We start from the raw sequence: 24109 nt of genomic DNA, 5'->3' as shown, positions 1-24109 counted from the left end.
TGTTCATGAAACCGTTTCTCGTAACCTGCGTCGCCGTGGCGCTGTTCATCGCCGGCGCGGAAATTTTCCTGGTGCTGGGTGTATCCGGCCTGGTCGGTAAGCATCTGTTCCTGGAAAACCTGCCCGACATCGTGATGATCCAGAAGATGATCGGCGGTATAAACCAGTCCACCCTGCTGGCCATCCCACTGTTCATCTTCGCCGCCGAACTAATGGCGCGGGGCAGCATCGCCGCCCGTCTCACCGGCATGGTGGAGGCATTCATCGGCCATCGCCGGGGCGGGCTCGGCCATACCACCACCGGGGCCTGCTTCGCGTTTGGCGCGGTGAGCGGCTCGGCACCGGCCACCGTGGCCGGGCTCGGCAAGATCCTGTTCCCACGCCTGATCGAGACCGGCAGCAGCCGCTCCTTCGCGGTAGGCCTGATCGTCGCCACCGCCGAGGTTTCCCTGCTGGTGCCACCCAGCATCACCCTGATCATCTATGGCTGGCTCACCGGCACCTCGATCATCGATCTGTTCGCCGCCGGTCTGGCCGTGGGCTGCCTGCTGGCATTCTGCTTTTCCGTTTACGTGCACATCCGCAGCCTGCGCGATGCCCCCAAGCTGCAGGAAAAAGCGGACCGTGAGACCCGGCGCAAGGCGGTAAGCGCGGCACTGCTGCCCCTGGGCATGCCGGTGATCATTCTCGGCGGCATTTACAGCGGCGCGTTCACCACCACCGAAGCGGCCGCCGTGGCGGCGCTCTACGCGCTGCTGGTGGAGACCCTGATCACCAGGGCACTGAGCTGGAAGGGCGTGGCCAAGGTGGCGGAATCCTCGGCACTGGTCACAACCACCCTGTTCATCATCCTGGCGGTCGGCAGCTTCGCCAGCTACCTGGTCACCGTGGCCGGCGTACCCGCCGCCATCGGCGGCTTCATCGCCGACGCCAACATCACCGCGCTGCAGTTCCTGCTGGTGGTGAACGTGGTATTCCTGATCGCCGGTATGTTCATGGACCCGGTATCCATGCAGATCGTGCTGGTGCCGGTGCTGGCGCCGGTGGCCATGGCCTTGGGCGTGGACCCGGTGCAATTCGGCATCATCGTGGTACTGAACGTGGCCATCGGCACCATCACGCCCCCGTTCGGGCTGGATCTGTTCGTTGCCTCCAGCGCCCTGCGCGTACCGGTAACGGAGATCATCGCCGGTATCTGGCCGTTCCTGCTGGTCAATCTGGTGGTCCTGGCCCTGGTCACCCTGTTCCCGCCCCTGTCCACCTTCCTGCCTCAGCTATTGCACTGACCGGAAGGGGGCGGTGGTGTACCCTCACGAACAAATAGGAAGTATACTGATTAAATATCGAGGACGATCATCATGGCCTGGACATTGATAGAAAACGCCGGGGACCTGTCCCCCGACGGCGGCGTCATGGCCGTCACCATCGACAAGGTGGCGGTAGCGCTGTACCGGTTCGGCGAGGATTACCTGGCCACCGGCAACATCTGCACACACCAGTTCGCTCTGCTCAGCGACGGCTTCGTGGAAGACGGTTGCGTGGAATGCCCGCTGCACCAGGCGGTGTTCGATGTACGTACCGGCAAAGCTCTGTCCGGGCCAGTGAACAAGGATCTCGACACCTACGCGGTGAAGGTGGAAGACGGCCAGGTGTTCGTGGATGTCAGCCGCCCGGCGGAGATTGCCGAGGCGCCCGCCGACAACCGCATCGCCATGGCCGAGGAGCGCGATGACCGCTGCTTCGTCATTGTCGGCGGCGGCCAGGCCGCGGCCAGCGCCGCCCGCGCCCTGCGCGACGCCGGCTTTACCGGCACCGTGAAGCTGTTTGCCCGCGAGCAGGCGCTGCCCTACGAGCGCCCGCCGCTGTCCAAGGCGATCCTGCTCGGTGAAGCCCCGCTGCATGGGCCGACCCTGCTGGACGGGCCGGCGGCGGAGCAGTTGAACATTGAGCTGCACCTGGGCGTAACCGTGGCCGCCATCGACGCGGAACGGAAAACGCTGACCGCCAGCAACGGCGAAACCCACGCCTACGATCAACTGCTGCTGGCTACCGGAGCCTCGCCGAGGCCACTACCGATCCCGGGGGCCGACCTGTCGGCGGTGCACAGCCTGCGTACCCTGGAAGACGCCATCGCCTTCAAGCGCGCCCTGCAACCCGGCCGCCATATCGCCATTATCGGCAGCGGCTTTATCGGCCTGGAAGTGGCCTCCGCCGCCCGCCAACGGGGCTGCGAAGTGACCCTCGTGGAAGCCGCGCCGCGCATCTGCAGCCGCGCGCTGCATCCGCTAGCGGCACTGCGCGTGCACAAGCTGGCCGAACGGAACGGCGTGCGCATCCTCACCGATGTGCAGACCACCGCTTTTGAAGCCGCCGACGGCGGCGTGGCCCTCAAACTGAATAACGGCGACACCCTCCAGGTGGACAGCGTCCTGGTCGGCATCGGCGTGATTCCGGAAACCGCCCTGGCGGAGAGCCTGGGCCTGGAAATCGATAACGGCATCGTGGTGGACCGCTACGGCCACACCAGCCTGGACAGCGTGTTCGCCGCCGGCGATGTCGCCGTCACCCGCCGCGAGGACGGCACCCTGCTGCGGCTGGAATCCTGGCAGAACGCCCAGGAACAGGCTGCCGCCGCCGCCCGCACCATGGCCGGCCAGGACACCGCCCACGACGTCGTACCCTGGTTCTGGAGCGACCAGTTCGCGCACAACATCCAGATGCTGGGCCTGCCCACGGCGGACGACCAGATGGTCGCCAAACCCGGCTCGAACGGTGCCGAAACCCTGTACTTTCACAATGGCGAGCGCCTCACCGGGGTGATCGCCTTCAACGACCCCGGCGCCATCCGCCGGGGTCGTGAATGGCTGCGCCGGGGCCTGTCCGTGGATGCCCTGAACCGCCTTTTGGAAAACACCGCCGGCGCCGCCGGTGATGCCCGACTGCCCGCCCCACTCCGGAGAGGAACGATGAGCGATCTGTCCAACTACTATGTCTGGCCCCGGGAAGGTCTGACCCGCGTGCCGGACTGGGTATATACCGACCCCTACATTTTCGAACTGGAAGTGGAGCGCATTTTCCACGGCTCGACCTGGAACTATGTGGCCCTGGAAGTGGAAATACCCAACGCTGGTGATTTCAAACAGAGCAACGTGGGCCCGACGCCGGTGGTGGTCAGCCGCGACGAAGACGGCGACATCAATGTGTTCGTCAACCGCTGTTCCCACCGGGCCGCCCAGTTCTGCCGTGACCTGCGCGGCAACGCGGAAGAGTTCGTGTGCCCCTACCATCAATGGTCCTATGACCTGAAGGGCAACCTGGCCGGGGTACCCTTCCGGCGGGGCGTGGACGGCAAAGGCGGCATGCCCAAGGACTTCAAGACCTGCGACCATGGCCCCACCAAACTGAAGGTGACCACCCGCCACGGCGTGGTGTTCGCGTCCTTCGACCACGACATGAAGCCGCTGGAAGACTACCTGGGCCCGGACATGCTGCGCGAGTTCGACGCCACCTTCGACGGCCGCGAGCTGAAGCTGCTGGGCTACTACCGCAACTCCCTGCCGGGCAACTGGAAGCTCTACCACGAGAACCTTAAGGACCCCTACCACGCCACCCTGCTGCACACCTTCCTGGTCAGCTTCGGTCTGCTGGTGGCCGGCAACAAGTCGCAAATGATCTGCGATGAAACCGGCCTGCACGGCGCCATGGCCTCGGCGAAAAGCGATGGCAGCAACGTCAGCGAGGAAAACCGCAAGGAAATGCGCGCCTATCGTCCGGAGTTCCAGTTGGAGCGCGAGGACATGCTCGACTTCATCCCCGAGTTCAACTCGGACTGGAGCGTGACCATGCTCACCGTCTGGCCGAACCTGATCGTGCAGCGGGAAATGAACACCCTGGGCGTGCGTCAGATCGTGCCCAGCGGCCCCGATGAATTCGTCATGAACTGGACCATGTTCGGCTTCGCCGACGACGACGAGGAAATGACCCGCCATCGTCTGCGGCAAGGCAACCTGATGGGCCCCGCCGGTTTCCTCGGTCTGGAAGACAACGAAGCGATCAAGTTCGTCCAGGACGGCATGAAGCGGACCCAACCGGGTGAGCACCTGGTGGCGCTGGACCCGGACACCCCCGCCGGCACCGCCGATACGCTGATTTCCGAATCCGCCATCCGCGCCATGTACAAAAGCTGGCGCAAGGCCCTGGACATCGAATAAGGGAGATTCTTATGGAAGCCATCAAAAAAACCCAAGCCGCTCCCGGGCTCGACCAGGCGCAACTGGTCCACGCCATCGAGCGCTTCAACACTGACTACTGCCGCGCCCTGGACGACGGCCGCCTGCACGACTGGGTGGAATTTTTCACCGAGGATGCCTACTACGTGATCTCGGCCCGGGAAAACCACACCGCGAAGCTCCCCGTGGGCCTGGTGTACTGCGAAGGCAAGGGCATGCTCAAGGACCGCGCCCTGGCGATTCTGGAAACCTCCATGTTCGCGCCCCGTTATTTACGGCACTTCGTCACCAACACCTACGCCGAGCCCCAGGACGACGGCACCATCGTCGCCGGCGCCAACTACATGCTCACCCAGGTTTTGATGGACCAGCCCACCGCTACCCTGCACCAGGTGGGCTGCTACCTGGACCGCTTCGTGTTCGAAAACGGCGAGCTCAAACTCCAGGAACGGCGTGCCATCTACGACAACCTGCTCTTGGATAACGCACTGGTCCACCCCGTGTAACCCTCTTGGCGCGCCCGTGTGGCGCGCCTTTTTTAATTCCGCCCACCCCCGCCACGGAGAAGGTTATGTCCAACCTTACAGGCACCGGCAAGGCCGGACCGGCGGCGTTCGCTTGCCTGCTGCTGGTGGGCACCTTCCTAGGTCTTTCCCTGATTCTCGCCAAATTGGCGGACCAGGCCGGCGCACCCCGGCTTACCTTTCTGATGGTGGGCATCGGCGGCGCCGGGCTTATCCTCACCGCGCTCTCCGCACTGGCCCGCCAGCCCATGCCCATCAACCGCCGCACCCTGGAATACGGCCTGGTCTCCGGCTTTCTGCTGGCGGCCCCCACGGCGCTGGGTTTTCTCGCGGTGCGCCATGTGGGCGCCGGCTACCTGTCCATGAGCTTTGCCTTCCCGGTGCTGTTCACCTGGATCATCGCCACGCTGATGCGCCTTGAGCGGGTGAGACTGCTGCGCTTCACCGGCGTGGCCCTGGGCCTGGCCGGCGGCCTCCTGCTGGCCGCCGCCAAGGCGGGCAGCGCCAGTGCTTCACCGGGCTGGGCCCTGCTAGTACTGGCCATGCCGATGATGCTCGCCGCCGGTAATGTGTACCGCTCTCTGCGCTGGCCGGCGAATACCTCGCCGCTGTTTCTGGCCGGGTTGATGGAGATCGGTGCTGCCTTGATGCTGGTGCCCTGCGTACTGCTGCTCGAACCGGAGCAAAGCGCGGAGCTGCTGGCCAACCGCGACACCGTGCGCCTGCTGTGGGTGGAGGTGGGGGTATTCTCGGTGTTGTATTCGTTCTACTTCGTGCTGCAGAAAATGGCCGGCCCGGTTTACCTGAGCCAGATTGGCACCGTGGCCGCCGTGGTCGGCAGCCTGATCGCCATCCTTGCCCTGGGCGAAGCACCGCCGCCGTTCCTCGGTTTGGCCGTGCTGCTGGTGGCCGCCGGCACCCTTCTGTTCCACAAAGGCGCCCACGCCTGACCCGGCCCATCGGCGTCAAATCCCGCAAAATTCCTCTAAAACTGTAAAACGGCGTCGAGCCACGCCGCCGTCAATGGTACAAACCGGCTATCGAAGACAAAGAGATGGCCATGCGCGAAGAGAAAGACGTCTGGTACGGCACCCCCTCCCAGGTGGTCAACCTGGGCACCTTCATTGTGTGCGGGCTGTTGTTTTTCCTGGTGATCCCGCTGTTTATCGCCCTGTGGCGCTGGCTGGAGGTGAAGTACACCAAGTACGAACTCACCACCCAGCGGCTGCGCACCCGCTACGGCGTGCTCAACCGCAAGACCAACGAGCTGGAGCTGTACCGGGTCCGCGATTACCAGCTTGAAGAACCTTTCTTTCTGCGTCTGTTTTCCCTCGGCAACGTGATCCTGCGCACCTCCGACCGCACCAGCCCGGTGGTCACCATCCGGGCCATCGAAAACGGCGAGGAGCTGCGCGAGAAACTGCGCCAGTACGTGGAAGAGTGCCGCACCCATAAAGGCGTGCGCGAATTCGACGTGGAATAAGGACCACCATGACTCCCTTCGACATTATTCTTCTGATCGTCGGTCTGGCGCTGCTGATCCTGGGCGCGGTGTCCGGCATCGCCCTGTTCGCCCGCGCCATCAAACTCTCCGACAAATTCGGCGACGAAACCAATATCGGCACTCTATGGGGCCTGTTCTTCCTCGGCCTCGCCGCCGGTCTGTTGATGATCTGGATCGCCCTCCCCTAGGGTGAACGGACCATCCCATCGGAGTCGTCCCCCGGCCGCTTATTGATTTATAAATGCTTTTCCGGTTTTAAAAAGCCTCACAGGGTAGAATGAAGCCTTTCAGAGCCCGTCTATCGGCGGGCTCTTCGTAGCATCATGCGGGGCACGCGGCCAACCATGAACATTACCCCTTTTCAGGCGCTGGCCTGCCCGTTGGATGGCGAGCCACTGCGGCAATGTGACCGCACCTGGCGTTGCGCCGCCGGCCACAGTTTCGATATCGCCCGCCAGGGCTACGTCCACCTGCTTCCGGTGCAGCGCAAGCGGTCACGCGACCCGGGCGACAGCACGGAAATGGTGGCGGCCCGTCAGCGCTTTCTCGCCGCGGGTCATTACCTCCCGATTGCCGAAGCGGTGAGCCGCGCGGCGCTGGAAGGGCTATCGGCGGATACGATGGCTCACTGTCTCGATGCCGGTTGCGGCGAGGGCCACTACCTGCGTGAACTGGCCCGTTTCGCCGATGGAACGCCGCCCCTGGCACTAATCGGGGTGGATATTTCCAAACCGGCGGTGCTGGCCGCCGCGAAACAGGATAAACACGCCCGCTGGGTCGTGGGCAGCAACGCCAGGCTCCCCGTGCTACCGGCCACGCTCGACCGGCTGCTGTGCCTGTTCGGCTTTCCCATGTATGACGAGTTCGCGCGCGTGCTGAAGCCCGGCGGCGTGCTGTTGCAGGTCGATGCCGGGCCCGATCATCTGCGTGAGCTGCGCGAGATCATCTATCCGGCACTCAAGCCGGAGCGCGCGGACCACCCGGAAACGCCACCGGGCTTTACCCTGCTGGGGACCGAGACGATTCGCTATCCGCTCAAGCTGGCCGGCGCGCAACCCATCGCCGACCTGTTGGCGATGACACCGCATCTCTACCGCGCCAGCGCCGAAGGCCGGGCGCGAGCGGCGGCTCTTGAAACGCTCAACGTCACCGTGGATGTACGCCTGATGCGATTCGAGCGTGACATTGATTATGTTCTTGTTTGAACTCATCGCCTGTCGATTGCAGGCGGCCCACCAGACTCTCCACCTCCGCCAGGGCGTCGCGAATGGAGCGCTGTAACCGTTCGCCGCCCTCCTCCTGATACTCGATGGCCACTTCATGGAAATATTCGATGCCGATCAATCCCAGCGCGGTGCGGACACTGGCTTCCAGGTGATTCATGTGCGCCAGCGGGCCGCCGGCGCCCAGACCGTGACCGCCCCGGGACGACAAAATCACCGCGTGGCGGGGGCGATCGTTGAGCAATGGCCCCATCGGATGGTCCAGGTTCGAGGGGTCGAAGGAAATGGTCCGTTCCACCCGCACGATCTGATCGATCCAGTCCTTGAACGCCGCCGGGTAGCTGTAGTTGTAGAGCGGCACGCCCAGCATGTGTGATTCATAGAGATCGTTTCACTTTTTCTAGCCGTAGGTCGAGCTTGTAGTTTGGATCATGTATCCGCTCTTTCTCAGGATCATAGAGGTCGTACACCTCATCCCAGAAAGGCGTGTCGTGGATTAAATCGAAGAAACGTTCCATCAGACTCTTACCTCCATGAGCGCTGTGAGGGCGGCCCCAGTTGTAATAGTGCTGCCATTCAGCAATGGCGATCCGGAAGCTCATCAGACTCCATTTCGATAGTTGCGTAAAACTCCAACTTTTCGGTTTTCTGAGACCTCTCTACTTTCCCATTCAGATGAGGGGAGCCTGGTTTATTTGGCCGAAACTTGATGCCGTACTCCATGAGCCCCTCCTCATATGGGTCGATTTTGGCGGCAGGAGAGCGTAGAGGGCGCCTACTTTGGCTTTCTAGGCTGGCCAAACCAGCCTCTTGGTATCTTCGCCACCACTTTCGAAGTGGCCGGTCTAGATATACCGCAGCGGCGACACACATAACCGCCCCCCGTGCTCCTCGTAAAGCTTGACCCACTGCAATCGCTGCCGAATTTCTCTGTTCATGACTCCCGAGCATATTGAAAGGATGTCTATGAATCACACACGCAGATAAATCATGCCGTTACTGGTATCACAGTGGATTCTGACAACACCCTGGCTTGCATGCTTGGCCCGGCACAATTCATTGAATGATCATTAAAAACCAGTCTTCCAGAACAACACCCTTTTCCCCGCCAAACGATTCTTCCTCTTAACATGGGCACGTCTACTTCTCCACGTTTTTCCAACCAAACCCTTCAAGCTTTTTTTCTAGCTTATAGAGCCACATAAATATAAATGTAAAAGCCGACAAAACCACAGCACAAATAATTGCAAAATAACCAAAGGAACTCACAATCATCAAAGCAAAAACAAAAAAGGAAACAGCATAAGAAAAACAAATTGCAAATCTAAAAAAGGCATCAGCAAAAAAAAGAAACCTCACAGGACGACATAGATACATAGAAAAGGCAGTAAAAACCAAAACACCGACACCAATAAGAACGCTTCCAAAATAATTGTAGAATAAAGCAGGAGTCATGACGAGAAACCCATACATCGTTTCCACCCAGGCCACCTCAATACTCCTATATTCCTTTTTTATCATTCGCATTCCAAAATGTTTTGAGTAAAGTATGACGTCATTGATGCTTGCACACTCACCATAGCCCCAATACGACCGCCCGAAAGAGCGCTGATAACCGACGATCCAACAACACCTACGATGTCTTCAGAAACACCATATTTCGCGCCCGGCTGCCTCAGGACAGAAGCGGCTGAGGAATTAATTATTAGACCCATAACCCAAGCCAAGAGATAGCTTACAGCGGCGCCACATGCCGCTCCGGGCGATGACGGGAAAGATCGTGGTTGGCTTGCAGGATAAGCCAGAACTCCGGCGCGGTCTGGAACGCCTCGGCGAACAACCAGGCGGTTTCCGGGGAAATACCGCGTTTGCCGCGCACGATCTCATTGACCCTTTGCACGGAAATGCCTAGATGCTCGGCCAACGCCTTTTGCGTCTGCTCCAGGGGCTCGGGGAATTCCTTAAGCAGAATCACCCCGGGTTGCGTACTGACTCTGTTTTTGGGGATCATAATCGGAAACACCTATCCGGCTCTGGGCCCTAAGAGAATGATGCCTGCGCCAACCAAACAGATCCCGGCGCCCAGCAGATCCCAGCGATCCGGCGCCCGATGTTCCACGATCCACAGCCAGAGCAGCGACATCACGATGTAAACACCGCCATAGGCGGCATAGGCACGGCCGGCGTAATCGGTGTCCACCAGGCTGAGCAGCCAGGCGAACAGCGTCAGACTCAGCAGGCCGGGCACCAGCCACAGCGGCGACTTCTCCAGCCGCCACCAGGCCCACATGGAAAAACAACCGGCGATCTCCGCCAGGGCGGCGGCGACATACAAGAAGGGCGTGATCACGAGTGCAAGGTCAATGTATAAAGATCACCGTGCTCATAGGCATCAAGACGGGCTTCCGCCTCTTCCGCCCAAAGATCGTCCAGCGCCTGATCCGGCGAATCCAGACTCAGCAGCAACTGCTCAACGACGATGGCACGCTCCTCGGGATGCAACGCCATCGCCTGATTGATAATGTCCTTGGTTGAACTCATCGATCTACACCGCGTTGCAAGACTTCCCATACAGAGTAGCCCTGGACAGCGGCGCAGACCAGAGCGAAAGGCCATACCGCAAAAAAAGGGGAGGGGCATCGGAACGGACCTCTATTACTTGCTGATTTATAATAATTTTCTCGTCTCTAAATGGGTTTTCTTGCCTTTAAACAGTTTGGATAGACCCGATAAAAAGGTTTTAAGGAAGCAACGGCGAGCTCTTACGCCCACACCCAAAGCACCGATTCTCTTAAGACAACAGACTCCCAAGGGGATAAACGCTTGCCAACAAGGGCATTGATGACAATAGAATCAAGAGGTTGCTGAGGTCCAGCCCGTCACACAGCAATGGGTTGGTCGCGGGAAGCGACGGGACCAAAGCAGAGAGGGCATGACGAAGCAGTCACGGCCTTCAAGATTGACAAGAATTGGATTCAGCAACACATCAAATTCCTCCACGCCAAGTGCAAGGAGCCCCATGAAAGCGGATATTTTTAGTGGTCTGATTTACCTTTTGGGCTTTATCGGGCTGTTCGCCATCGGTTTATTTCCCGTTCGCTTCTGGCGAACCTTGAGAAATATTTCATTTCGTTTTCCTTCAGAACCATATAAAAAGATTGCGCCTTACATGGTAGTTTTGGCCATAAGCGCGACCTTGTGGGTAGAGATACGAATGATCAGCCGGATGTTTCACTGCCTTACCGAGACCTATTGCGGCCCGGGCATCGCAAGCGGCTGGTTCTATATGGCTCTTTGGGGAGCGGTCTACTTAGCCTTCGAGGCGATCATCTTTTTGCTGCAAAGACCTGCCATTTTCAGGTTTTGACGAGGAAAATGCTTGCCGATATGCGCTTTTGAAACCAATAAAATCGAGGGGTTGGTGAGGCCCGACCCCGCCCCCCGGAGGGGCCGGCCAACGCCGGGGTGGCGGCGCGGCCGGTAGCGCGGTGAGCGCGCGTTGGGACGTGATTATTTGGGGCGGTTGTCGAAGACGTGTTTGGCTTTGCCTTCGGAGCGGGCCAGGGTGCCGGGGGCGGCCAGGTCCACTTTGGTGCTGATGCCGATGTGGGTTTTCACCCGGTGCTGCAGCTCCTTGACCACTTCCACGGTGAGGGTTTCGGCCTGGGGCGCGGCTTCCGGTTTCAGTTCCACGCGCACGGTGACGTGGTCCAGGTTCCCTTCCTTTTCGACGTGGATTTCGTAGTGCGGGGCCAGGGCTTCGATCTTGAGGATCTGCTCTTCCACCTGGGTGGGGAACACGTTCACGCCTCGAATGATCAGCATGTCGTCGCTGCGGCCGGTGATCTTGTCGATGCGGCGCATGGGGCGGGCCTGGCCGGGCAGCAGCCGGGTCAGGTCGCGGGTGCGGTAGCGGATGATCGGCAGCGCTTCCTTGCTGAGCGAGGTAAACACCAGCTCGCCGTATTCGCCGTCGGGCAGCACTTCGCCGGTTTCCGGGTTGATGATCTCCGGATAGAAGTGGTCTTCCCAGATGGTCGGGCCGTCCTTGGTTTCGATGCATTCCATGCCGACGCCGGGACCCATCACTTCGGAGAGGCCGTAGATGTCCAGGGCGTGGATGCCGAGACGCGCTTCCAGCTCCTCGCGCATGGTCTGGGTCCAGGGCTCGGCGCCGAAGATGCCCACCCGCAGGCTGGAGGCTTTCGGGTCCAGGCCCTGGCGCTCCATCTCGTCGGCGATGTTAAGCATGTAGGAGGGGGTGACCATGATGATGTCCGGCTTGAAGTCGTTGATCAGCTGGACTTGTTTCTCGGTCTGTCCGCCGGACATGGGGATCACGGTGCAACCCAGACGCTCGGCGCCGTAGTGAGCACCCAGGCCGCCGGTGAACAGGCCGTAGCCGTAGGCCACGTGCACCTTGTCACCGGCATGGCCGCCGCCGGCGCGGATCGAGCGCGCCATCACGTCGGACCACACGTCGATGTCGTTCTGGGTGTAGGCCACCACGGTGGGTTTGCCGGTGGTGCCGCTGGAGGCGTGCACGCGCACCACTTCGCGCATGGGCACCGCCACCATGCCGAACGGGTAGTTGTCGCGCAGGTCATTCTTCACCGTGAACGGAAAGTGCCGCAGGTCGTCCAGGCTACGCAGGTCGTAGGGATGCACGCCGGCATCATCGAAGCTCTTCCGGTAGAAGGGCACGTTGTTGTAGGCGTGGGTAAGACTCCAGCGCATGCGGTCGAGCTGCAGCTCGCGGAGCTGGGCAACGTCGCTCATCTCCACCGAGTCGAAACGGTTCTCAAGGTTGAATGGCATATCCATCTCCGCCTCTCTTTATTCTCTAATGAATGGGCGCGCCGCGCCCGGCTGCGTTGCTTCAGATTCTTTCGATGATCACCGCGATGCCCTGGCCAACGCCGATGCACATGGTGCACAGGGCGTAGCGGCCCTGGCGGCGCTCCAGCTCGTGGAGGGCGGTGGTGATCAGGCGCGCGCCGCTCATGCCCAGGGGATGGCCCAGGGCAATGGCGCCGCCATTGGGGTTCACGTGCTCGGCGTCGTCCGGCAGACCCAGCTCGCGCAGGACCGCCAGGGACTGGGACGCGAACGCCTCGTTCAGCTCGATGACATCCATATCGGCCAGCTTCAGGCCGGTGGTGGCCAGCACTTTTTGCGTGGCCGGCGCCGGGCCGATGCCCATGATGCGCGGTTCCACCCCGGCGGTGGCCATGCCCAGCACCCGGGCGCGGGGCTTCAGGTTCCAGCGTTGCGCGGCGGCCTCGCTGCCCATCAGCAGGGCGCAGGCGCCGTCGTTGACGCCGGAGGCGTTGCCGGCGGTGACGCTGCCGCCTTCGCGGCGGAACGGCGTCGGCAGTTTGGCCAGCGCCTCCAGGGTGGTCTGCGGACGCGGGTGTTCGTCGTCGCGGACGATCAGCGGGTCCTGCTTACGGCGCGGCACGCTCACCGGCACGATCTCGTCGGCGAAGGTGCCGTCGGCCATCGCCCGGCCGGCCTTCTGCTGGCTGCGTACAGCAAAGGCGTCCTGGTCCTCGCGGCTGATCTTGAACTGCTCGGCCACGTTCTCAGCGGTTTCCGGCATGGAGTCGATGCCGTACTGGTCCTTCATCAGTTTATTGACGAAGCGCCAGCCGATGGTGGTATCGAAGATGTCCGCCTGGCGGGAAAACGCCTGCTCCGCCTTGCCCATGACAAACGGCGCCCGGGACATGGATTCCACGCCGCCGGCGATCATCAGCTGCCCTTCGCCACAACGCAGGGCGCGGGCGGCGCTGCCCACCGCGTCCATGCCGGAGCCGCACAAACGGTTCAGGGTGACGCCGGGCACGTCCACCGGCAGGCCCGCCAGCAGGGCACTCATGCGCGCCACGTTGCGGTTGTCCTCGCCGGCCTGGTTGGCGCAGCCGTAGAACACATCGTCCACGGCGCTCCAGTCCACGTCCGCGTGACGCTCCATCAGCGCCTTCATGGGAATCGCGCCCAGGTCATCGGCGCGCACGGCGGCCAGGGCGCCGCCGTAGCGGCCCACCGGGGTACGGATGGCATCGAAAATCAATGCGTCGCTCATGCGTCGCCCTCCTGTTCATGAATCACCGGACCACGGATTTTGTAGGACTTGCCACGGAACAAAGCCACCAGCTCGCCGTCGCCGTTGGTGACGCGCACGTCGTAGACGCCGGTGCGGCCCTTGCGGGTCTGTTCCCTGGCGTCGGCGGTGAGGGTGTCGCCCAGCTTGCCCGGCGCCACGTATTCAATGGAGCAACCGGAGGCCACGGTGGCTTCGTTATAGGAATTACAGGCGAAGGCGAAGGCAGAATCCGCCAGGGTGAAAATATAGCCACCGTGGCAGGAGTCGTGCCCCTGGATCATGGTCTCGGTGATCGGCATGGTGAGTACGGCGTGGCCCGGCGCCACACTCTGTACTTGCATGTTCAGGGCCTGGCTGGCGCGGTCACGGGCGTACATGGCGTCGGCGCATTGCCGTGCCAGGGCGCCGGCATCCACCGTGGCGGAGGACTCGGGCATGGTACTGCTCTCCCTGGGGACCCCGGCGCCAGAACCGCCAAGGCCCCTCTGCGTATGTATTTATTGACTTATTGGCCCGAGAATTTCGGGCTGCGTTTTTCCATGAAGGCGGCGACGCCTTCGCGGTAATCGGCGGTGCGGCCGGCCTGGCGCTGCAGGTCGCGCTCCAGGTCGAGCTGGGTGTCCAGATCGTTGGTGCCGCTTTCGTTAAGCGCCTGCTTGATCAACGCCAGCCCACGGGTGGGCTGGGTCGCCAGATGGGCGGCCAGGCCGGCGGCCTCGTCGCGCAGGGCCTCGTCGTCCACCACCCGCCAGATCAAACCCCAGGTTTCCGCCTGCTCGGCACTGAGCTTATCACCCAGCATGGCCAGGCCCTTGGCACGGGCCAGGCCTACCTGCCGGGGCAGCTGCCAGGTGCCGCCGGAATCCGGCACCAGGCCGATCCTGGCGAACGCCTGGGTAAAGCTGGCGGAGCGTGCCGCCAGCACCAGGTCGCAGGCCAGGGCGATGTTGGCTCCGGCACCGGCGGCCACGCCGTTGACCGCGCACACTACCGGTACCGGCAGGGCGGTAAGGGTGCGGATCAACGGGTTGTAGTACGTCTCGATGGAATAACCCAGATCCGGCATCTCGGCGCCCGGCGCTCCGTCCTTAGGAGAAACAGCGCGGTCGGACAGATCCTGGCCGGCGCAGAAGCCACGGCCGTTGCCGGTGAGCAGCAGCGCCCGACAATCGCCGGCGTCCACCGCCGCCTGCACCTCGGTAAGCGCCTGACGCACTTCCTGATGCATGGCTTCGTTGAAGCTGTTGAGCCGATCCGGACGGTTCAGGACCAGGGTGGCCACGCCGTCGCGGAGCGAGAATTCAATGGTGTCGTAGGCCATGGTGCGCCTCTGTGCTGGCAGTGACTGGCTGACGAAAAAGCGGTCGCCCACGGCGAGCCGCGACCTGGTAACGAGCATAGCCCAAACATGACACCAGTCAATACATAGTTATCCAATTCATGTATCGCATTTAGATTAACCAGAAAACATCTACGCCACTTCTCAACCGAATTTTCCTTTTTTATCAGCCAGTTATCGAAACCCTTAACGGGCACTCTCTAGTGTTACAAAACTGTCTGTTTGCTCGCCCTTTAGAGGTCATGTAGCTTAATCGGCCACCCCGTCACGGCCTTTGGGCCCGTTTTCCTGGAGATTTCCCCATGCCCTGTTACCAGCTTGAAGGCATCACCCCCGTGATTCACCCGGACGCCTATGTGGACCCCACCGCCGTGTTGATCGGCGACGTGATCGTGGGCCCGGACTGCTACGTGGGCCCCTGCGCCAGCCTGCGCGGCGACTTCGGCCGCTTGATACTGGAGCGCGGCGCCAACCTGCAGGATACCTGCGTGATGCACGGCTTCCCCGGCACCGACACCATCGTCGAACAAGACGGCCACATCGGCCACGGCGCGGTGCTGCACGGCTGCCGCATCGGGCGCAATGCCATGGTGGGCATGAACGCGGTGATCCTGGATTACGCGGAGATCGGTGAATCTTCCATCGTCGCCGCCGGCGCCCTGGTCAAGGGCCGCTTCAGCTGCCCGCCGCGCTCCATGGTGATCGGCGCCCCGGCGGTGGTGAAGCGCGAGCTCAGCGAGGAAGAAGTGCGCTGGAAATACGAAGGGACCCTGGAATACCAGGAGCTGGCGCGCCGCTACCAGCGAGCCATGAAGCCCTGCGACCCACTCACCGAAATGGAAGCGGACCGCCCGCGCATGCAAACCAACAAGATCGCCCCCAAAGGCGAAAAAGCAGCGAGCTAGTCGAGGCCGCCGAAGCGCTGGTAGAAGCCGTCCCCGGCCTCCGGCAGCGGGCCCTGGGCGGTTTCGGCGTGCTGGCTGATCCAGGTTTCCGCGCCCTGGCCGGTGAGCCGGTAGAGGTTGCGGGCCAGTTGCCGGGCGGCGCGGCCTTCCCAATCGGCGGGCAACAGCTCGTCGGGTAACAGCGGATCGCGCAGCAGTAGTTTCCTGTATTCGTGGATCAGCAGGGTGCGCGCCAGGAAGCACTCCTTGGGAGACAGGTTCTTCTCCTTGCGCATCTGGTTCCACAGCGGACGGAACTGATTCAGAAACTCGCCATACCCCTCGGCCAGCTGATCCAGATTCCAGGCCTCGCGCACCAGGCGGCGCAGGGGCCGGGTGGCGAATTGATCCACGGTGTCGGTCTGGAACAGAATAACGTCGTCCAGGGCGCCCAGCTCCTGGAGGGAGGCGTTCAGCTCGGCGCGGTCCACGCCCGGGTGCGCCAGCACCGTGGGCGCGAAGGCGCCGAAGCCCATCCATTCCAGCTCCTGGCGCACATCACGACGGCGGTCAGCGTCCAGCTGGTTGAGCACCACCAGGGTCCAGGCACCGTCCCAGGCCGGCTGGCCTCCGGAGTAAACGCGCTTGAAGGCTTTTTCGAAGCGGCGCCGCCCGGCGCCGGTGAGGCCGTAGTAGCTGCGCCGGCCCACCTTCTCGGCGATCAGCCAGCCTTCGCGGGTGAGGCGGAACACGGAGGTGCGCACCAAGCGCTGATTGACGCCCATGGGCGCGAGCAGCTCGATCAGGCTGCCCAGCCAGACGGTGCCGCCCCGGGGCACGATGGCATCCCCGAACACGGTGATGATCAGTGAGCCGGTGCGCAGCGGGCGGCGCTGTTGAAAGCGTTTGATCAGCGTTTCCAGATGATCGGACTGCAGGTCCAAAACCCTACCCCCATTGCCGGAACGGTCCCTCGAAAAGATTCGACATACTACCAAACGGCCCATCTGTATGACACAAACAACACACGAATTCCACGCTAAATCGGGGACTTGGCGGCATAGGTCCACTTTTATGACACATTAAACGCCGTATTGACTTGCATGCCGTATCGCTTTATACCTGTGCCTATCGACGGGCCCGATGGGACAACAGAGGCCCGCATAAGAACAACTGGCATACGCTCAAAAGGTGCGATAATGAAAAGAACGCTGAAACAGCTGGCCGCTGGCGCGGTCACCGCCCTCGGTCTGACCCTGGCCACCGTGCCCGCCCAGGCCGCGGACACCATCCGAATCGGCTCCTTCCTTTCTGTTACCGGACCGGCCTCCTTCCTCGGCGATCCGGAATTGAAAACCCTGGAGTTGTACATCGACAAGATCAACGAACGCGGCGGCGTGCTCGGCAAACAGCTGGAGCTGATCCACTATGACGACGCCGGCGACGCCTCCAAGGCACGCACCTTCGCCAACCGCCTGCTGCGCCAGGACCGCGTCGACCTGATCGTCGGCGGCTCCACCACCGGCGCCACCATGGCGGCGGTGCCGCTGATCCAACAGGCCGGCGTGCCGTTCATCTCCCTGGCCGGCGCCGAGACCATCACCACCCCGGTGAAGAAATGGGTGTTCAAGACCCCGCAGTCCGACCGTCAGGCGGCGCGCCGGATTCTGATGGACATGAAGGAACGCGGCCTCACCAAGATCGGCCTGATCTCCGGCACTGGCGGCTTCGGCGCCTCCGGTCGCAACGTGACCAAGGAAGAGGCCGGCAACTTCGGCATCGAGATCGTTGCCGACGAGACCTACAACCCGAAGGACACCGACACCACCGCCCAGCTCACCCGCATCCGCAACACCGACGGCGTGCAGGCGATTCTCAACTTCGACTTTGGTCAGGGCCCGGCGATCGTGACCCGCAACTACGCGCAACTGGGCATTGATCTGCCGTTCTACCAGTCCCACGGCGTGGCCTCCGACAGCTTCCTGGAACTGGCCGGCGACGCCGCCGAAGGCCTGCGCCTGCCCGCTTCCGCGCTGCTGGTGGCGGACAAGCTGCCGGAATCCGATCCCCAGTACGAAGTGCTGAACCGCTACAAGAGCGACTACGAAAGCCGCTATGACGAGTCGGTTTCCACCTTTGGCGCCTACGCCTACGACGGCCTGCAACTGGCCATCCAGGCGATCAACAAGGCCGGCGGCACCGACAAGGCCAAGGTGCGCGACGCGCTGGAAAGCATCGACGGCGCCGTGGGCGTCACCGGCACCTACCGGATGAGCGCCGAGGACCACATGGGCCTCGACGCGGAATCCTTCCGCATCCTTCAGGTGGAGGATGGCGACTGGGCGTTGACGGAATAATCCCAAGGCCGAATCGCGACTGACGCCGCTCCTACCGGGCCGTGCCTGCCTGGCACGATGTAGGAGCGACTTCAGTCGCGATCCTCCGCCCCAGCCCCGTCCCCCGCCGCCCTCCTCCCACGACCATCCCGGGCAGAATCATGTTCAGCGAATTTTTCCAGTTCACCTTCTCGGGGATCACCCTGGGCGCCATCTATGCGTTGGTGGCCCTGGGTTTCACCCTGATCTACAACGCCAGCCACGTGATCAACTTCGCCCAGGGCGAATTCCTGATGATCGGCGGCATGGGCACCGTGGTCCTGATGGACGCCGGCGTGCCGATCTACTTCGCCATTCCCCTGGCCATCGCCATGGCCGGGGTGGCCGGCATCCTGCTGCACCGCCTGGCCATCGCGCCGGCCAAGAACGCCGACGTAGTGACGCTGATCATCATCACCATCGGCGCCTCCATCTTCCTGCGCGGGCTGGCGCAGGTGTTCTGGGGCAAGGAATACCATGCCCTGCCGAATTTCAGCGCCACCGAATCGATCAGCCTGGGCGGCGCCACCCTGCTCACCCAGAGTTTGTGGATTCTCGGCATCGCCGCGGTACTGGTCACCGCCCTGGGGCTGTTCTTCACCCGCACCGCCCTGGGCAAGGCACTGTTGGCCACCTCCATGAACAAGGACGCGGCCAGCCTGATGGGCATCAAGACCAGCGCCATCCTGATGATGGCGTTCGGCATCTCGGCGGTGATCGGCGCCGCCGCCGGCGTGATCGTGGCGCCCATCACCCTGACCTCCTATGACATCGGCATCATGCTCGGCCTGAAAGGCTTCATCGCCGCCGCCATCGGTGGCCTGGGCAGCAGTACCGGCGCCATTCTCGGTGGCCTGCTGCTGGGCCTGGCCGAAGCCTACACCGCCGGCTACATCTCGTCGGATTACAAGGACGCGGTGCCGTTCGTGATCATTCTGGCCATCCTGTTCTTCCTGCCCAACGGCCTGCTGGGCAGCCGCGCCGTGGAGCGAGTGTAATGAGCGAAGCGATTCCGCACCGTCCATCCCGGGTCCGGGCGCCCGCCAAATGGCCGGGCCTGCTGGCCCTGGCCGTGGTGTTGCTGGCGCTGCCACTGTTCGCCGGCAACGACTACCACTACGACCTGATGATCAAGATCGCCCTGACCGCCGCCGTGGCGGTGGGCCTGAATCTGCTGGTGGGCTACGCCGGCCAGATCAGTCTGGGCCACGCGGCGTTCTACGCCGCCGGCGCCTACGGCAGCGCCCTGCTGGTGCAGAACTACGAGATCACGCCGGTGCCGGCCATGCTGCTGGCCGCCGTCGGGGTCGCGGTGCTGGCCTGGCTGGTGGGCAAACCGATCCTCCACCTCAAGGGCCATTACTTGTCCATGGCGACCCTGGGCCTGGGCGTGATCGCCGCCATCGTGCTCAACAACGAGGACCAGCTCACCGGCGGGCCGGACGGCCTGCCGGTGGCGCCACTGAGCGTATTCGGCCATGAGCTGAGCGTGTTCGGCAGCTATGATCTGTTCGGCCTCACCATCACCGGCACCCAGGTGTGGTACGGCATCGCCGCCGGCTTCCTGTTTCTGTCGGTGCTGTTCGCGTTGAACCTGATCGACTCGCCCCTGGGCCGCGCCCTGCGCGCCCTGCACGGCTCGGAGATCGCCGCCCAGGTGGCCGGCGTCGACACCGGCAAATTCAAGCTGCGGGTGTTCGTGATCTCCGCCGTCTACGCCAGCCTGGCGGGCAGCCTGTACGGCTACTATGGCGGCTTCATCACTCCCAACATCGCCTCGTTCACCCACTCCATCGAGCTGATCACCATCGTCGTGCTGGGCGGCATGGCGTCCACCTACGGGGTAATCCTGGGCGCCGCCATCCTGCTGCTGATTCCGCAGTTCCTGACCGGTTTCCAGGAGTTGGAGATGGTGCTGTTCGGCGCCATTCTGATGGCGGTAATGATCTTCATGCCGCGCGGCCTGGTACCGACCCTGGCGCGCCGCTTCCAGAAGGAGGCCCCATGACCGCATTGCTTTCCGTGGACCAACTGGGCAAGGAATTCGGCGGCGTGCACGCCGTGGAGGACCTGAGCTTCCAGGTGGAAAAAGGCCGCATCCATTCCATCATCGGCCCCAACGGCGCCGGCAAGACCACCCTGTTCAATCTGATCACCGGGCTCTACCAGCCCAGCAGTGGCAGCGTGCATCTGAACGGCCGCAGCCTGGCCGGCCACCAGCCCCACGAACTGGCGCCGCTGGGCATGTGCCGCACCTTTCAGAACCTGCAGATCTGCATGAATATGACGGCCCTGGAAAACGTCATGCTGGGCCGCCACCGGCACCTCAAACAGGGCACCTTCACTTCCCTGTTCAAGCTGCCTGCCCTGCGCCGGGCGGATCAGCAGTGTCGCGAGGAATGCGCCGAGCTGATGGAGTTCGTCGGCTGCGGCCAGTATGTCCAGCACCACGCCTCGGCGATGCCCTACGGCGCCCTCAAGCGTCTGGAAATCGCCCGCGCCCTGGCGTCCTCACCGGACATCCTGCTGCTCGACGAACCCGCCGCCGGACTCAACCGCAACGAAACCGACGCCCTGCGCGACGTGATCCGCCGGATCGCCGACCGGGGTATCACGGTGGTGTTGGTGGAACACGATATGAAACTGGTGATGAGCATTTCCGACCAGGTACTGGTGCTCTGCTACGGTCGCAAGCTGGCCGAGGGCACCCCGGAGGAGATCCGCGCCAACCCGGACGTGATCGACGCCTACCTGGGCAACCGCAATCCCCGCGAGGAGGCCACCGCATGAACGCCACCCTCTCCACGCCCGCCGCGCCCCGGAGTGAACAACGGTCGCGTGCCTTCGACGACGGCGCCACCCCCGGTGAACGCGCCGACGGCGGCGCCGGCCCCATCGCCGAGGGCGACACGCCCCTGCTGGACCTGAAGGGTATCCGCACCGGCTACGGTCGCATCGAGGCCCTGCACGGCCTGGACGTGGCCATCCACCCCGGCGAGACCGTGGCCCTGGTGGGCGCCAACGGCGCCGGCAAGTCCACCCTGCTGAGGGTGATCTCCGGCCTGCAACCGCTCACCGCCGGCACCGTCACCTTCGACGGCGAGGATCTGAACCGGCGCAAGGCCGCCGACCGGGTTCACCGCGGCATCGTTCAGGTGCCGGAAGGACGCCAGGTGTTCGCTGGCCTGTCCGTGGAGGACAACCTGATGCTGGGCGCCTTCAGCCGCCGCCGCGACAAGGGTGTGGCCGACGACCTGGAAGCCATGTACCGGCGCTTCCCGATCCTCAAGGAAAAGCGCCGCCTGCACGCCGGCAATCTGTCCGGCGGCCAGCAGCAGATGCTGGCCATGGGCCGGGCACTGATGGCGAAACCGCGCCTGCTGCTGCTGGACGAACCGAGCATGGGCCTGGCGCCGCTGATCATCGAGGAGATCTTCGCCATCATCACGGAACTGAAACGCGAAGGCATCACCATCTTCGTGGTCGAGCAGAACGCTTCGGAAGCCCTGGCCATCGCCGATCGCGGCTATGTGCTGGAAACCGGCGACATCGTCGCCACCGGCAGCGGCGAGGCGTTGCTCAACGACGAGAGTGTGAAGGCCGCCTACCTGGGCGGCTGACCCGGCGGGCATTGAGCCCGCCCCGATTATCGAGCAGGCGCCGCGCGGGCCACCTCCGCGGCGCTTTTTTTTGCTTCGCGGTCAGGCCGGGGGCGGGCTACAAGGCAGGATGCAGCGGGCTACCTCATCGAGCACCGGGTCGCGCCGATCGGCCTTGCGGGTCAGCAGGGAGAAGCGCACCACCGGCGCCGTGTCCGGCAGCCTGTGCACGTCCACCCCCTTCAGCCGCCGCGGATCCTCGCCGGGCAGGATCATCACCGCGGCGCCGAAGCCCGCCGCCACCATGGCGGAGATCGCCTGGGGAGACTGCAGTTCCAGGGTCGGCGCCGCCGCCTGGAAATAATCACCGGCGATCTTCCGGGACAGCCGGCCAAGCACCGTGTCCCGGTCATAACCGACCCAGTCCAGTTCCCGGAGCCGCGCCCTGTTGCCGCCGTAGCGCACCCCGCAGGGGGTCATCAGGTAGAAGGGCTCCTCACGGATCAACCGCCAGCTGAGTTGTTTGCGGCGGGCGCCGTCCGGCTCCGCCACCACCGCCGCGCCGATCTCGCCGGTCTTGACCGCCTCGATCAGATCCCGGGAGCGCCCGGGCACGCAGCGGATCAGGATGTCATGCCCCCGGTCGCGCAGGGTCCGGTACAGCGTCGGCAGCACCGACGGCTGCATCATCCTCACCACGCCCAGCGTCACGCAGCCGCCCAGTGCATCCCGGTCGCCGCCTTTCATTTCAAGAAGGCAGTCCACCGTCGGCCGGATCCGGTCGCTCAACTCCAGGGCGAACCGGGTCGGGCGTACGTGCTGCCCGGAGCGATGAAACAGCGCCTTCCCGAAATAGCGCTCCAGGGATTTCATTTGCATGCTGACCGCGCTGGGCGTGACATGCACCGCCTTCGCCGCCATCGCGAAGCTGCCGGTATCGATGGCTTTCTGAAGCGTGATGAAAAAATCGATCTTCATGGGTTCAGCTCCGCACTAAGGCCCGGAAAAGGACCGCCCCGGACGCGGCATGGAACCCATCAACTTAATCCATCGCGACGGCGGCGCAATTTAAATGTTTAACCCGCAACAAAAAACACATAAGAAAATGTTTATTCCATAACGAATTTATTTCGTTTGTTCCCGGCACCGTATTTTTCCTACCTTTTCCGTCGCTCCCGGCAATCTTCCAAAAATTATCCATCAAACAATTTTTCGAAAAATCCGGGAATCGTCATCGCATTTAATGACAGGAAAAGGCCAAGTGATGAAAACAAAAATCCATCCGGCCTGTGTTCTGGTGCCACTGTTTCTGTGCACCGGGGTGCAGGCGTCTCCCGAGGTAACGGTTTCCGGCCACATCAACCGCGCGATCCTGGCGCTGGATGATGGAGAAGGGGCCGAGACGTACTTTGTCGATAACAAGAACAGCGCCAGTCGCTTCCGGATCGTGGCCAGCGACCGCATTCACGATGGCCTGCGGGCCGGCGCACGGTTCGAGATGGGCTATGAATCCAACCCCTCGTCGTCGATCTCCCGCACCCGGCCCAGCGTTTCCGCCGAGCTCAAGGAGCGCCGCGCGGAGTTGTTCATAAGCGGCGGCTTTGGCGCCGTCTATCTGGGCCAGGGCGATGGCGCCGCCAATGGCCTGACCCACGTGGATCTGTCCGGCACCAACATGGTGTCGCTGCTCGGCCACGCCCACCTGATGGGCGGAAGCTTCACGTTTTTCGAACAGGGTAACGCCGGCCCGACGCTGAGCGACGTCATGGCCAACTTCGACTTCGAAAGTCGCTACGACCGTATCGCCTATCACAGCACCGGGCCGGGCCCGTTGACGCTGCGCGCCAGCGTCGGTCGCAAGGACGACATGGTCTATGAAGCCTCCGCGCTGTACAGCGCCCGGGCGGATTTCGCCAAGGTCTCGGTAGGCGTCGGTTATTCCAGCGAAAAGGTCCCCGGCGCCGACGACAACGAAACCCTGGGCGGCTCCGCCTCGGTGCTGCTCGACAACGGTCTCAATGGCGCGATTTCGTATTCGCGCCTCGACACCGACGCTTCCCGTTCCGCCACCAACACCACCTTCCGGCTCGGCTACCGTGCCGGCAAACACGCTTCATCCGTGGATTACGGCATCACCGATGACCTGAACCGGCGCGGTGACCGCGCCACCTATGTGGGCGCCAACTACGTCTACAAGCCGTTGGACTGGCTGGAGGTGTTCGGCGCGGTGCGCCGTTTCGAGCTGGACCGCCGCCATGCCAGCTACGACGACATGGCCATGGTCGTCACCGGCAGCCGCATCAAATTCTAGAAATACTCACAA

The 24109-nt window shown here is 62.9% G+C and carries 27 protein-coding genes and 1 pseudogene; 15 read left to right on the top strand and 13 right to left on the bottom strand.

Annotated features, from left to right (window positions below; translation table 11 throughout):
* Window positions 1–5 precede the first annotated feature (5 nt).
* The 7 genes from ACLD02_RS04365 (at window position 6) to ACLD02_RS04335 (ending at window position 7462) form a co-directional block, all read left to right on the top strand.
* Window positions 6–1286, top strand: a complete 1281-nt coding sequence (locus tag ACLD02_RS04365) for a TRAP transporter large permease (RefSeq protein ID WP_203102981.1) — start codon at window positions 6–8, stop codon at window positions 1284–1286.
* A 72-nt stretch (window positions 1287–1358) separates the two neighbouring features.
* Window positions 1359–4211 carry an FAD-dependent oxidoreductase gene (locus tag ACLD02_RS04360; RefSeq protein ID WP_410298040.1) on the top strand — a complete coding sequence of 951 codons (2853 nt, stop codon included), beginning with the start codon at window positions 1359–1361 and terminating at the stop codon, window positions 4209–4211.
* A gap of 11 nt (window positions 4212–4222) precedes the next feature.
* Complete coding sequence (locus tag ACLD02_RS04355; RefSeq protein WP_410298039.1) at window positions 4223–4735, top strand: aromatic-ring-hydroxylating dioxygenase subunit beta; 513 nt, start codon at window positions 4223–4225, stop codon at window positions 4733–4735.
* A 65-nt stretch (window positions 4736–4800) separates the two neighbouring features.
* Window positions 4801–5703 carry a DMT family transporter gene (locus ACLD02_RS04350; RefSeq protein ID WP_203102987.1) on the top strand — a complete coding sequence of 301 codons (903 nt, stop codon included), beginning with the start codon at window positions 4801–4803 and terminating at the stop codon, window positions 5701–5703.
* A 110-nt stretch (window positions 5704–5813) separates the two neighbouring features.
* The gene (locus ACLD02_RS04345) at window positions 5814–6236 is read left to right on the top strand and encodes a PH domain-containing protein (RefSeq protein ID WP_161386045.1); all 423 of its coding nucleotides are present in this window, start codon (window positions 5814–5816) and stop codon (window positions 6234–6236) included.
* 8 nt (window positions 6237–6244) lie between these two features.
* Window positions 6245–6445, top strand: coding sequence for a hypothetical protein (locus tag ACLD02_RS04340; protein WP_161386046.1), 201 nt, complete (start codon window positions 6245–6247; stop codon window positions 6443–6445).
* A 156-nt stretch (window positions 6446–6601) separates the two neighbouring features.
* Entirely contained in the window at window positions 6602–7462 is an 861-nt protein-coding gene (locus ACLD02_RS04335; protein WP_410298038.1) for a putative RNA methyltransferase, read from the top strand.
* Here ACLD02_RS04335 and ACLD02_RS04330 read toward each other — a convergent pair.
* The 7 genes and pseudogenes from ACLD02_RS04330 to ACLD02_RS04300 form a co-directional block, all read right to left on the bottom strand.
* Complete coding sequence (locus tag ACLD02_RS04330) at window positions 7404–7850, bottom strand: NAD(P)H-dependent oxidoreductase (RefSeq protein WP_410298037.1); 447 nt, start codon at window positions 7848–7850, stop codon at window positions 7404–7406. The genes ACLD02_RS04335 and ACLD02_RS04330 overlap by 59 nt on opposite strands.
* A 7-nt stretch (window positions 7851–7857) precedes the next feature.
* On the bottom strand, window positions 7858–8082 hold the full coding sequence (locus ACLD02_RS04325; RefSeq protein WP_410298036.1) for a hypothetical protein: 225 nt from the start codon (window positions 8080–8082) through the stop codon (window positions 7858–7860).
* A 144-nt stretch (window positions 8083–8226) separates the two neighbouring features.
* A pseudogene (locus tag ACLD02_RS04320) lies at window positions 8227–8418 on the bottom strand (helix-turn-helix domain-containing protein); the annotation flags it as partial.
* Window positions 8419–8620: 202 nt separating this feature from the next.
* Window positions 8621–8971 carry a hypothetical protein gene (locus ACLD02_RS04315; protein ID WP_410298035.1) on the bottom strand — a complete coding sequence of 117 codons (351 nt, stop codon included), beginning with the start codon at window positions 8969–8971 and terminating at the stop codon, window positions 8621–8623.
* 244 nt (window positions 8972–9215) lie between these two features.
* Window positions 9216–9491: a HigA family addiction module antitoxin gene (locus ACLD02_RS04310; protein WP_410298034.1), complete on the bottom strand. Its 276-nt coding sequence runs from the start codon at window positions 9489–9491 to the stop codon at window positions 9216–9218.
* A gap of 12 nt (window positions 9492–9503) precedes the next feature.
* Window positions 9504–9830 carry a YnfA family protein gene (locus ACLD02_RS04305; RefSeq protein ID WP_410298033.1) on the bottom strand — a complete coding sequence of 109 codons (327 nt, stop codon included), beginning with the start codon at window positions 9828–9830 and terminating at the stop codon, window positions 9504–9506.
* A complete protein-coding gene (locus ACLD02_RS04300) occupies window positions 9827–10021 on the bottom strand; it encodes an addiction module protein (protein ID WP_410298032.1) in 195 nt (64 codons plus the stop codon). Before ACLD02_RS04300 ends, ACLD02_RS04305 begins: the two co-directional genes overlap by 4 nt.
* Window positions 10022–10499: 478 nt before the next feature.
* Here ACLD02_RS04300 and ACLD02_RS04295 point away from each other — a divergent pair, with 478 nt between their 5' ends.
* The gene (locus ACLD02_RS04295) at window positions 10500–10847 is read left to right on the top strand and encodes a hypothetical protein (protein WP_410298031.1); all 348 of its coding nucleotides are present in this window, start codon (window positions 10500–10502) and stop codon (window positions 10845–10847) included.
* 143 nt (window positions 10848–10990) lie between these two features.
* Here the strand turns inward: ACLD02_RS04295 and paaK are convergent, their stop codons facing one another.
* The 4 genes from paaK to paaG all read right to left on the bottom strand — a co-directional run bounded on the left by paaK (window position 10991) and on the right by paaG (window position 14910).
* Entirely contained in the window at window positions 10991–12298 is a 1308-nt protein-coding gene (gene paaK / locus ACLD02_RS04290) for a phenylacetate--CoA ligase PaaK (protein WP_203103008.1), read from the bottom strand.
* 61 nt (window positions 12299–12359) lie between these two features.
* Window positions 12360–13568, bottom strand: coding sequence for a 3-oxoadipyl-CoA thiolase (pcaF, locus tag ACLD02_RS04285; RefSeq protein WP_203103009.1), 1209 nt, complete (start codon window positions 13566–13568; stop codon window positions 12360–12362).
* Complete coding sequence (gene paaI / locus ACLD02_RS04280; RefSeq protein ID WP_410298030.1) at window positions 13565–14026, bottom strand: hydroxyphenylacetyl-CoA thioesterase PaaI; 462 nt, start codon at window positions 14024–14026, stop codon at window positions 13565–13567. Before paaI ends, pcaF begins: the two co-directional genes overlap by 4 nt.
* Before the next feature lie 68 nt (window positions 14027–14094).
* A complete protein-coding gene (paaG, locus tag ACLD02_RS04275) occupies window positions 14095–14910 on the bottom strand; it encodes a 2-(1,2-epoxy-1,2-dihydrophenyl)acetyl-CoA isomerase PaaG (RefSeq protein WP_410298629.1) in 816 nt (271 codons plus the stop codon).
* 320 nt (window positions 14911–15230) lie between these two features.
* Here paaG and ACLD02_RS04270 point away from each other — a divergent pair, with 320 nt between their 5' ends.
* The gene (locus tag ACLD02_RS04270) at window positions 15231–15833 is read left to right on the top strand and encodes a phenylacetic acid degradation protein PaaY (RefSeq protein ID WP_410298029.1); all 603 of its coding nucleotides are present in this window, start codon (window positions 15231–15233) and stop codon (window positions 15831–15833) included.
* On the opposite strand, the gene paaX is transcribed toward ACLD02_RS04270, so the two are convergent.
* Window positions 15830–16756: a phenylacetic acid degradation operon negative regulatory protein PaaX gene (gene paaX, locus ACLD02_RS04265; protein ID WP_238400940.1), complete on the bottom strand. Its 927-nt coding sequence runs from the start codon at window positions 16754–16756 to the stop codon at window positions 15830–15832. The two genes, ACLD02_RS04270 and paaX, sit on opposite strands and share 4 nt — an antisense overlap.
* Window positions 16757–17011: 255 nt before the next feature.
* On the opposite strand from paaX, the gene ACLD02_RS04260 reads away from it, so the two are divergent.
* The 5 genes from ACLD02_RS04260 (at window position 17012) to ACLD02_RS04240 (ending at window position 21807) form a co-directional block, all read left to right on the top strand.
* Window positions 17012–18169 carry an ABC transporter substrate-binding protein gene (locus ACLD02_RS04260; protein ID WP_410298028.1) on the top strand — a complete coding sequence of 386 codons (1158 nt, stop codon included), beginning with the start codon at window positions 17012–17014 and terminating at the stop codon, window positions 18167–18169.
* 140 nt (window positions 18170–18309) lie between these two features.
* Window positions 18310–19185 carry a branched-chain amino acid ABC transporter permease gene (locus tag ACLD02_RS04255; protein ID WP_161384917.1) on the top strand — a complete coding sequence of 292 codons (876 nt, stop codon included), beginning with the start codon at window positions 18310–18312 and terminating at the stop codon, window positions 19183–19185.
* Window positions 19185–20195, top strand: coding sequence for a branched-chain amino acid ABC transporter permease (locus ACLD02_RS04250; RefSeq protein WP_410298027.1), 1011 nt, complete (start codon window positions 19185–19187; stop codon window positions 20193–20195). The genes ACLD02_RS04255 and ACLD02_RS04250 overlap by 1 nt, the downstream gene beginning before the upstream one ends.
* Window positions 20192–20977: an ABC transporter ATP-binding protein gene (locus ACLD02_RS04245; RefSeq protein ID WP_203103028.1), complete on the top strand. Its 786-nt coding sequence runs from the start codon at window positions 20192–20194 to the stop codon at window positions 20975–20977. The genes ACLD02_RS04250 and ACLD02_RS04245 overlap by 4 nt, the downstream gene beginning before the upstream one ends.
* A 125-nt stretch (window positions 20978–21102) precedes the next feature.
* Window positions 21103–21807, top strand: a complete 705-nt coding sequence (locus ACLD02_RS04240) for an ATP-binding cassette domain-containing protein (protein ID WP_203104503.1) — start codon at window positions 21103–21105, stop codon at window positions 21805–21807.
* 81 nt (window positions 21808–21888) lie between these two features.
* On the opposite strand, the gene ACLD02_RS04235 is transcribed toward ACLD02_RS04240, so the two are convergent.
* The gene (locus tag ACLD02_RS04235; protein ID WP_410298026.1) at window positions 21889–22764 is read right to left on the bottom strand and encodes a LysR family transcriptional regulator; all 876 of its coding nucleotides are present in this window, start codon (window positions 22762–22764) and stop codon (window positions 21889–21891) included.
* A gap of 286 nt (window positions 22765–23050) precedes the next feature.
* Between ACLD02_RS04235 and ACLD02_RS04230 the strand changes: the two genes are divergently transcribed.
* Window positions 23051–24097 carry a porin gene (locus tag ACLD02_RS04230; RefSeq protein ID WP_410298025.1) on the top strand — a complete coding sequence of 349 codons (1047 nt, stop codon included), beginning with the start codon at window positions 23051–23053 and terminating at the stop codon, window positions 24095–24097.
* The last annotated feature ends 12 nt before the right edge of the window (window positions 24098–24109 follow it).

It is taken from the genome of Alloalcanivorax sp. C16-2 (genome assembly GCF_046507615.1).
In the GTDB taxonomy this organism is placed as follows: Bacteria; Pseudomonadota; Gammaproteobacteria; order Pseudomonadales; family Alcanivoracaceae; genus Alloalcanivorax; species Alloalcanivorax marinus_A.
Note: the sequence above shows the minus strand (reverse complement) of the source record. Positions and strands in the feature narration are given on the sequence as shown.